Origin of the sequence: Lapillicoccus sp., assembly GCF_025353065.1 — a bacterium.
Lineage (GTDB): Bacteria > Actinomycetota > Actinomycetes > Actinomycetales > Dermatophilaceae > Lapillicoccus.
Genome location: NZ_JANXRJ010000267.1, coordinates 1 through 6898 on the forward strand (window position 1 = coordinate 1; position 6898 = coordinate 6898).

Here is a 6898-nt window from a genome sequence, read left to right on the forward strand (position 1 = left end):
CTGGAACACGTGTACCTGGTGGCCGGGTTGGTCCACCTCGGGCATCTCGACCCCGCTGACTCCCTGTACGAGCGGTTGCGCGCCGACGGGGTCACCATCACCCGCGCCACCCAGACCATCGACGCGGTCAACCTGAACGCAGAACAGGCACGGTACCTGGACCAAGCGGTGGGCGCGGCCGCGCTGCGCGTCCAGCGGGTCAACTTCACCGACCGCGGCACGGCCTTCGAGCACGCCGAGACGATCTACCGCGGCGACCGATACAGCTTCGACATCGTCGTGCGCAGGGACCTGTGACCCTCTTCGCCGTCGACATCGGCGGCACCAAGATCGCCGCCGGCAGAGTCACCGAGCAAGGAGACCTCGACGGGCCCGTCCTGACCACAACGACGCCGGCCACGCAGGGGCCCGAGGCCGTCCTCGATGCTGTGGCTGCACTGGTGCGCCAACTGGACGATCGCGGAGTCACCGCCGCGGGGGTCTCCTCCGCGGGCGTCATCGACTCCTCGACCGGCACCGTTCTCGGCTCCACCACCAGCATCAGCGGCTGGGCCGGAACCCCCCTTTCGCACCACCTCAGCCAGGCTATCGGCTGCCCGGTGTTCGCCCTCGGCGACGGACACGCCTTCGCGCTCGGGGAGGCCGTCTACGGCGCCGCCCGATCCGCGACAAGCCTCCTCGTCCTCGCTGTCGGGACAGGCGTCGGCGGCTCCTACGTCCGCGACCGAAAGACCCTCACCGGTAGCCACTGGGCCGGTGGCCACTTCGGCCACCTCGCCGTTCCGCAAGCTGAGGGCCTGCTCTGCGACTGCGGCAAGGTCGGCCATCTCGAAGCCATCGGAAGCGGGCCCGGCATGCTGCGCTGGTACTACCGCCACGGCGGTGATCCCCGCCTGCTCGATGCCCGCGAGCTGTTCACCACCGCCGACGCCGACGTCACCGCAGCCCACGCCATCGACATGGGCGCAGCTGCCGTCGGGACGGCGGCCGGCGGCCTGGTCAACGCCTTCGACCCCGACGTCGTCGTCATCGCCGGTGGCCTGTCCCAGGCAGGCCCACGGTGGGAGCAGCCGCTACGGGCGAGCTTCACCCGGACCCTGATCCCCGCCCTGTCCGGCACGCCTCTGATCATTTCCGAGACCGATGCGTGGCTGGTCCTGCGCGGCGCGGCCTTTTACGCACAAACGCGAAAGGACATAGCGTGAACGCGAACATCCTCCAACGCCTGCACGGCGGTCTGATCGTCTCCTGCCAGGCCTACCCCGGCGAACCGATGCGCGACCCCCGCATCATGACCGCCGTTGCCCAGGCGGCCGTCCTCGGCGGAGCCTGCGCAATCCGCGCCCAGGGGTTGGATGACCTCAGGTCGATCCGGGCAGCCCTTGATGTCCCCCTGATCGGGCTGGTCAAGGTCGGCACCGACGGCGTCTTCATCACCCCCACCGTGGCCGACTGCATCGACGTCGCGCAGACCGGCGCCGAGATCGTCGCGTTGGACGGCACCGTCAGGGACCGACCCGACCGCAGCAGCCTGCAGGACTGCGTCGACGCCATCCACGCCCACGGCGCCCTGGCGATGGCCGATTGCGGTTCTATCGCCGATGCGGTGGCGAGCCTGGCCGCAGGCGTCGAGCTCATCGGGACCACTCTCTCGGGCCACACCGGGGATCGGCCGCGCACCGCAGGACCCGACTTCGACTTTCTCACCGAGCTCCTGATGCTCACCGACACCCCTGTGGTCGCTGAAGGCCGGATCCGCACACCCCAAGACGCCGCACAATGCCTGGACCTCGGTGCCTTCGCCGTCGTCGTCGGCACCGCAATCACCCACCCCACGAGCATCACCAGACGGTTTGCTACCGCGCTTCCCACCCAGGCAGCTCGTGACGCTGGCATGCCGGACGTTTAACGGCTCTTCACTATAGAGTGGTAAGGCCGGGGTCTGGCTCCCCTTAAGGGATGTGGCGGTCCTTGCTTGCAGCACCAGGATGATGGTGTTGGCGGGGTCTGACTCACGGCTCTTCCGACGTCGCTCTTCGGGGCGGCTGTCCTTCATCCGACGTGTCCATCCCTGCCTGCACCATCTCGTGCTGCCGGACGGGCCGCCATGTCCTCTTTGGTGTTTGAGGCTGCTCACCATCATCCGCGATGACCCGGCGTCTACCGCTCCGCGAACGTACTAACACGACGCGGTGGGTTTTGCCTGATGCAGTATCCCATGGCACATCTATGGCACACCTCAACGCGAAACGCCGCCCAACAGCGGCAAGCGATGACAGACATCACTGCAGGTCAGGCGGCGTTTCGGATGGTCCTCGCAGGTCAGCGAGTGGCCGACATCAGATGTCGTAGTACATCTCGAACTAGGCCCGCAGGGGTGACTACCGGTGACTATCACCGGTAGAACGCCCTGGCCTGCAGGTTTGCAAGATTGGACCGGTGACAGTCGGTGACTGTTTGCGGACGTCTTGCGGACTAACTGCGGACTAGCCGAGACGAGAGGAACAACCAGAATGACCACCACAGCAACACCAATCAGGATCAGCGCCACCCCGGGCCTCGGTAGGACCTTCGCCGCAGCGCGAGCGGGAGTCGGGGTGTCGATGCGAGAGCTGAGCCGTCGCTCCGGCGTCTCGCACTCCTCCATCTCCCGCTGGGAGAACGGACGCACCTCGGTGACGGGGGCCACCTACGCGCACGTGACCCTCGCCCTCGTCGACTATGCCGTGGAGCGGTGGGCAGCGTCATGACCACGGTCAGCAAGGTCACCCCGCTCGAGGAGGGCATCGTCGACGTCATCCAGCGCCTCCTCGACGAGAAGGGCGCCACCGCGACCGGCGTCGCCGAATGGACCGGGATGGGTGTCCTCAGTGCAGAACCGCCTCGACCTACAAGGCGCTTGGCTCGTCAGTGAGCTACACGCCGTGGGGGCGCACCGCGCCACCGGCTCGCCCGCAGCAGGAGGAATGTCACTACTGTCTGTTATGCGTTTTTTAGGTGTTTAATGTGTTATGAGGCGAATCAGCAGGCGACCAATGGGCACGGCAATGCTGCTGCTGGCCGTGGTGGTGTTCGTCATGCTGGCGCGATTTCAGCCCGGGGGGCCCCAGCTCGGTCGGGCGGTCGATGACGTTGGGCAGCTGGCGGCGGCGGCGGCCGCCGCTGTGTGCTGCAGATGGCGTGCCCGGCGATCATCAGGTCGCGCGGCCCGCTCCTGGTGGTGGCTGGCGGTGGGGACCGCATCCTGGGCGCTGGGCGAGGCGGCCTGGTCCTACTACGAGCTGATCGCTGGCCGACAGACGCCATTCCCGTCCTTCGCCGACGCCGGGTACCTGCTATTCCCCGTGTTGGCGGCGATCGGGCTACTGATCTGGCCCTCGGCGGTACTGCAGGGCACCACGCGGTGGCGGACCCTGCTCGACGGTGCCCTGGTTGCAGGGGCGCTGCTCATTCTGAGTTGGGTCACCGCGCTCGGCAGCACCGTGCACGCCGGCGGGGCCACCACCTTCGGATATGTGGTTTCGCTGGGTTACCCGCTGTCCGACCTCGTGCTGCTGACCTTGACCGTCGTCATCGTGACGCACGCCCGCCAGGCCCAATCCGCTCTTGCGATGGTGGCGGTCGGGTTGGCGTGCCTGTGTGTCGCCGACACCGGGTTCGCCTACCTCACCGCCGAGGGGACGTATGAGACCGGCTCCCCGGTCGATGCCGGCTGGTTCGGCGGCTTCCTCCTCATCGCTGTTGCGGCATACCAGGGCGCCGCACCCACGAGGGAGGACCCGATCGGTAGCCGGTTGCGGTTGGAGTCCACGGCTCGCGCGCTGCTGCCCTACCTGCCCGCGGGAATCGGGCTAGCCGTCGCCCTGACCGTCGAGTTCACCGGCCACGGCGACCACGTGACACTGGCCGCAGCCGCCTTCGTGATCGCTGCGCTGCTGGGCCGCCAGCTGCTTGCAGTGCTGGACAACCGCGCGCTGGTCCGGCAGGTCCTGGCAGCCCAGCACGAGCTGCGCTACCAGGCGTTCCATGACCCCCTAACCGGTCTGGCGAACCGGCTGATGTTCGGCGATCGGCTCCGTCACAGCTTGGAGCTGCACCAGCGCGACCTACGGCCACTGAGCGTGCTGTACTGCGACCTCGACGGGTTCAAGGACGTCAACGACACCCTCGGACACGATGCCGGCGACATCGTCCTCAAGAGCGCCGCGGAACGCCTCAACGCCGTCACCCGGACCGGCGACACCACCGCGCGCATCGGTGGTGACGAGTTCGCGATCCTGCTCGAGGACGGCGGGGACCCCCACGAAGTTGCGGTCAGGATCTTCGCCGCGTTCGCCCAGCCGGTCTCCGTAGGACACGACGTCGTGCCGCTGACCACCAGCATCGGGATCGCCGAGCTCACACCGGACCAGGCCACACCCACCGCTGAGGCAATGCTGCAACGCGCCGACCGGGCCATGTATGCCGCCAAACGCGCCGGGAAAGGGACCGTGATGACCTGGACCGGACAACCAACCCCCGCACACCAACCCCGCTCACGGCCGGCCCCCAGCAACGGCGATGCACCCTCGCCGACCTGGGGAGGCGGCGGCTGAGCCTGCCGGCTCGCGTGTTTCCAACCCGCGGTCCCTTCCGGGAACACCATTCGTCCGTGCTGTTCGCCGCGGACCGGGGCAGCTGCGTTGTGCCCTACCGTTTTGTTATGACATCGCCACGCGACACCAGAAGCGGCCCGGTCAACCCCAACAGCACCAGCCGGTTCCTGACCATCCAGCAGGTCGCCGCCGAGCTAAACATCACCGCGTCGCAGACGTTGAAGCTCCTGCGCCGCGGCTCCCTGCCCGGCGTAAAGGTTGGCGGCCGCGGGCAGTGGCGGGTCGAACGAACCCAGCTCGAGGCCTGGATCGAGGAGTCACGAAATCGCACCCGAACCTACGTCGCAGAGCACCCCACGGCCTCAGGGTCCTGGCGAAGCGAGGACAACCGCCGCGACGAGCTCGACGAGCTGGCCCAAAACTGATGCCTCGCCGCTACAGCCTGGCCGACTGGACCCCGCGGCCGGCTGGGTGCCAGAGCACGACGAGGGCGGCGTCTGGACCGAGGTCAACGTGCACCCCATCAAACGGTTCCCGCTCGTCCACGACGACGACCCGACGTCCAAGGTGGAGGGCCCCGGGACTGACCAGGGGGTGACACAGCCCCGGGGCCTCCACTCGCCGCGGGGTGTCCAGCCTCATCACGACGAGTGCCGCGACGTTACTTCGCGGCGCTGGGAACGCACTAGAGAGGTATGGCGAGAGGCAGATGAAGAGAGAACCCGAGACTGGCCTGTGGGGGTGACGCAGTCCCGGGCCCCCACTCGCCGCGGCGGGTTCGGGGGGTTCCGCCACGTCATCGCAAGCCTTACGACGGTACTCCGCAACGCGCGCCTACACACCAGGGACCCGTCGGGGTGCGGCCCGCCCCCCACGGCGTTCCGCGCCCCCGACACCTGATCGGACCGTTCGAGGTGAGCACCAGCCCGTCCCCCACGGCCGGCCCGGATCGGCATTTCGCCCCTCGTGTCCTATATGAGTAAAGGTAACGTCAAGACCCGCACATGTATACGAACGGGCAAAACGTCTGAACGGGGTCGCGCACGACAACACCCCCACCGCTCGAGCTCCACCTGCTTTTCCCGGCTCCGGACCCCCGCAGCTCTCGCGACCACCCAGCAGCCCGGGACCGGGTGGAGGGGCCGAGTAGGCACGAAGCTTCTCGCCTGCGACGAGCGGGGAAACCCGGGGCCGTATTTGGGGGAACGGCCCCGGTCCTAGCTCGCCGGCCGAGGCTCGGGGGACCCCCGCCGTATCGCAAGCAGGGTAAAAAGTAGCCCGGGGCCGGACCGTGCGCAGCCGACCCCACATCGGGGCACCTTTGGCGGGCCGGACCCGAGACCGATGCCGGGCCATAGGAGTTCGGCATCGGGTCCTAGCTCGCCGTTGGATCCCACCAAAGAGAGCGAGCCCGACCACGATAACTTTGGTCGTCATGCCTGCGGAAGCACCCTGACCCCCGGACCCAATGATCTCTGATGGAAGCCTCGAGCTGCGTCAGGACGTCGGCGGCGCTGTTATTGAGTGCGTAGTGGGGGACTTCCGGGCGACGTCGGGCTTGTCGTTGGAACCCCAGAACTGCGACCTGCCACAACCGTTCGAGCAGGCATAGCACGGCCATTCCAGCTCTGCCCTGCTTGCGTCGTTGATCATGGGGCGGACTTGGAGGCGGCTAGAAACGGGTCGGGCCATGTTCGTGGTGGGGTCGACCCGTGGGCGCAGGCGAGGTCTTCGGGGCAGAAGTTCCCTCATCCGCCTTCGTTCCCCGCCGCGCATGCTCAGGGGCAGCAGGCGGGGTGACGTTGACGCCCACGGGTCAGGTGTGGACGGGTCAGCCCGCGAAGGTCGGGGTGACGAGGCCGGTCCCGGAGAGCTGTCCGAGAGATGCGGCGTAGCGCTCGGGGATCATGGCCGCGTAGTTGTAGACGCGGAACAAAACCCCCAAGCTGTCGGCCATCGTCTGGGTGAAGGCCTCCGCGCGCAGGGTCGACTCCCACAGCCACACGTCGTCCCGCTTGAACATCAGCACGACGTCCTGGTTGGTGCCCGTCCCGAGGTTGGTCGGAATGTTCGGGTCGGTGAAGACCTGCATCCCGAGGACGGAGCCGACGAACCCGGCGGCGGCGTTGACGTCCGGGGTCGCCATGGCGTTGAAGGCGCTCCCGCCCGAGGACGGCACGACCAGCGGACGGCCGGTGGAGTCGGTGAAGCTGGCGAACCACGCCCACCGGCGGGGGTGCATGACCACGGCGTCCGGGGAGGCGTAGCGGGAGGCGTTGATGGCGCCCTGCAGCTTCGCCAGC

At 67.9% G+C, this 6898-nt stretch carries 8 protein-coding genes; 7 read left to right on the forward strand and 1 reads right to left on the reverse strand.

The window, feature by feature from the left end:
* The 7 genes from Q0R63_RS19465 to Q0R63_RS19495 all read left to right on the forward strand — a co-directional run.
* On the forward strand, nt 1-297 hold a 297-nt coding region (locus Q0R63_RS19465; protein ID WP_295701080.1), incomplete at its 5' end, for a UTRA domain-containing protein.
* On the forward strand, nt 294-1205 hold the full coding sequence (locus tag Q0R63_RS19470; RefSeq protein WP_295701084.1) for an ROK family protein: 912 nt from the start codon (nt 294-296) through the stop codon (nt 1203-1205). The genes Q0R63_RS19465 and Q0R63_RS19470, both read left to right, overlap by 4 nt.
* Entirely contained in the window at nt 1202-1909 is a 708-nt protein-coding gene (locus Q0R63_RS19475; protein WP_295701101.1) for an N-acetylmannosamine-6-phosphate 2-epimerase, read from the forward strand. The genes Q0R63_RS19470 and Q0R63_RS19475 overlap by 4 nt, the downstream gene beginning before the upstream one ends.
* A gap of 604 nt (nt 1910-2513) precedes the next feature.
* Nucleotides 2514-2750, forward strand: coding sequence for a helix-turn-helix transcriptional regulator (locus tag Q0R63_RS19480; protein WP_295701087.1), 237 nt, complete (start codon nt 2514-2516; stop codon nt 2748-2750).
* Nucleotides 2747-2914, forward strand: a complete 168-nt coding sequence (locus tag Q0R63_RS19485; protein ID WP_295701090.1) for a hypothetical protein — start codon at nt 2747-2749, stop codon at nt 2912-2914. The genes Q0R63_RS19480 and Q0R63_RS19485 overlap by 4 nt, the downstream gene beginning before the upstream one ends.
* 316 nt (nt 2915-3230) lie before the next feature.
* Entirely contained in the window at nt 3231-4595 is a 1365-nt protein-coding gene (locus Q0R63_RS19490) for a GGDEF domain-containing protein (protein WP_295701092.1), read from the forward strand.
* 56 nt (nt 4596-4651) lie between these two features.
* Nucleotides 4652-5020: a helix-turn-helix domain-containing protein gene (locus Q0R63_RS19495; RefSeq protein WP_295701095.1), complete on the forward strand. Its 369-nt coding sequence runs from the start codon at nt 4652-4654 to the stop codon at nt 5018-5020.
* Between the two features lie 1406 nt (nt 5021-6426).
* Here Q0R63_RS19495 and Q0R63_RS19500 read toward each other — a convergent pair.
* Nucleotides 6427-6898: hypothetical protein (locus Q0R63_RS19500; protein ID WP_295701099.1), on the reverse strand; the 472-nt coding region annotated here is incomplete at its 5' end.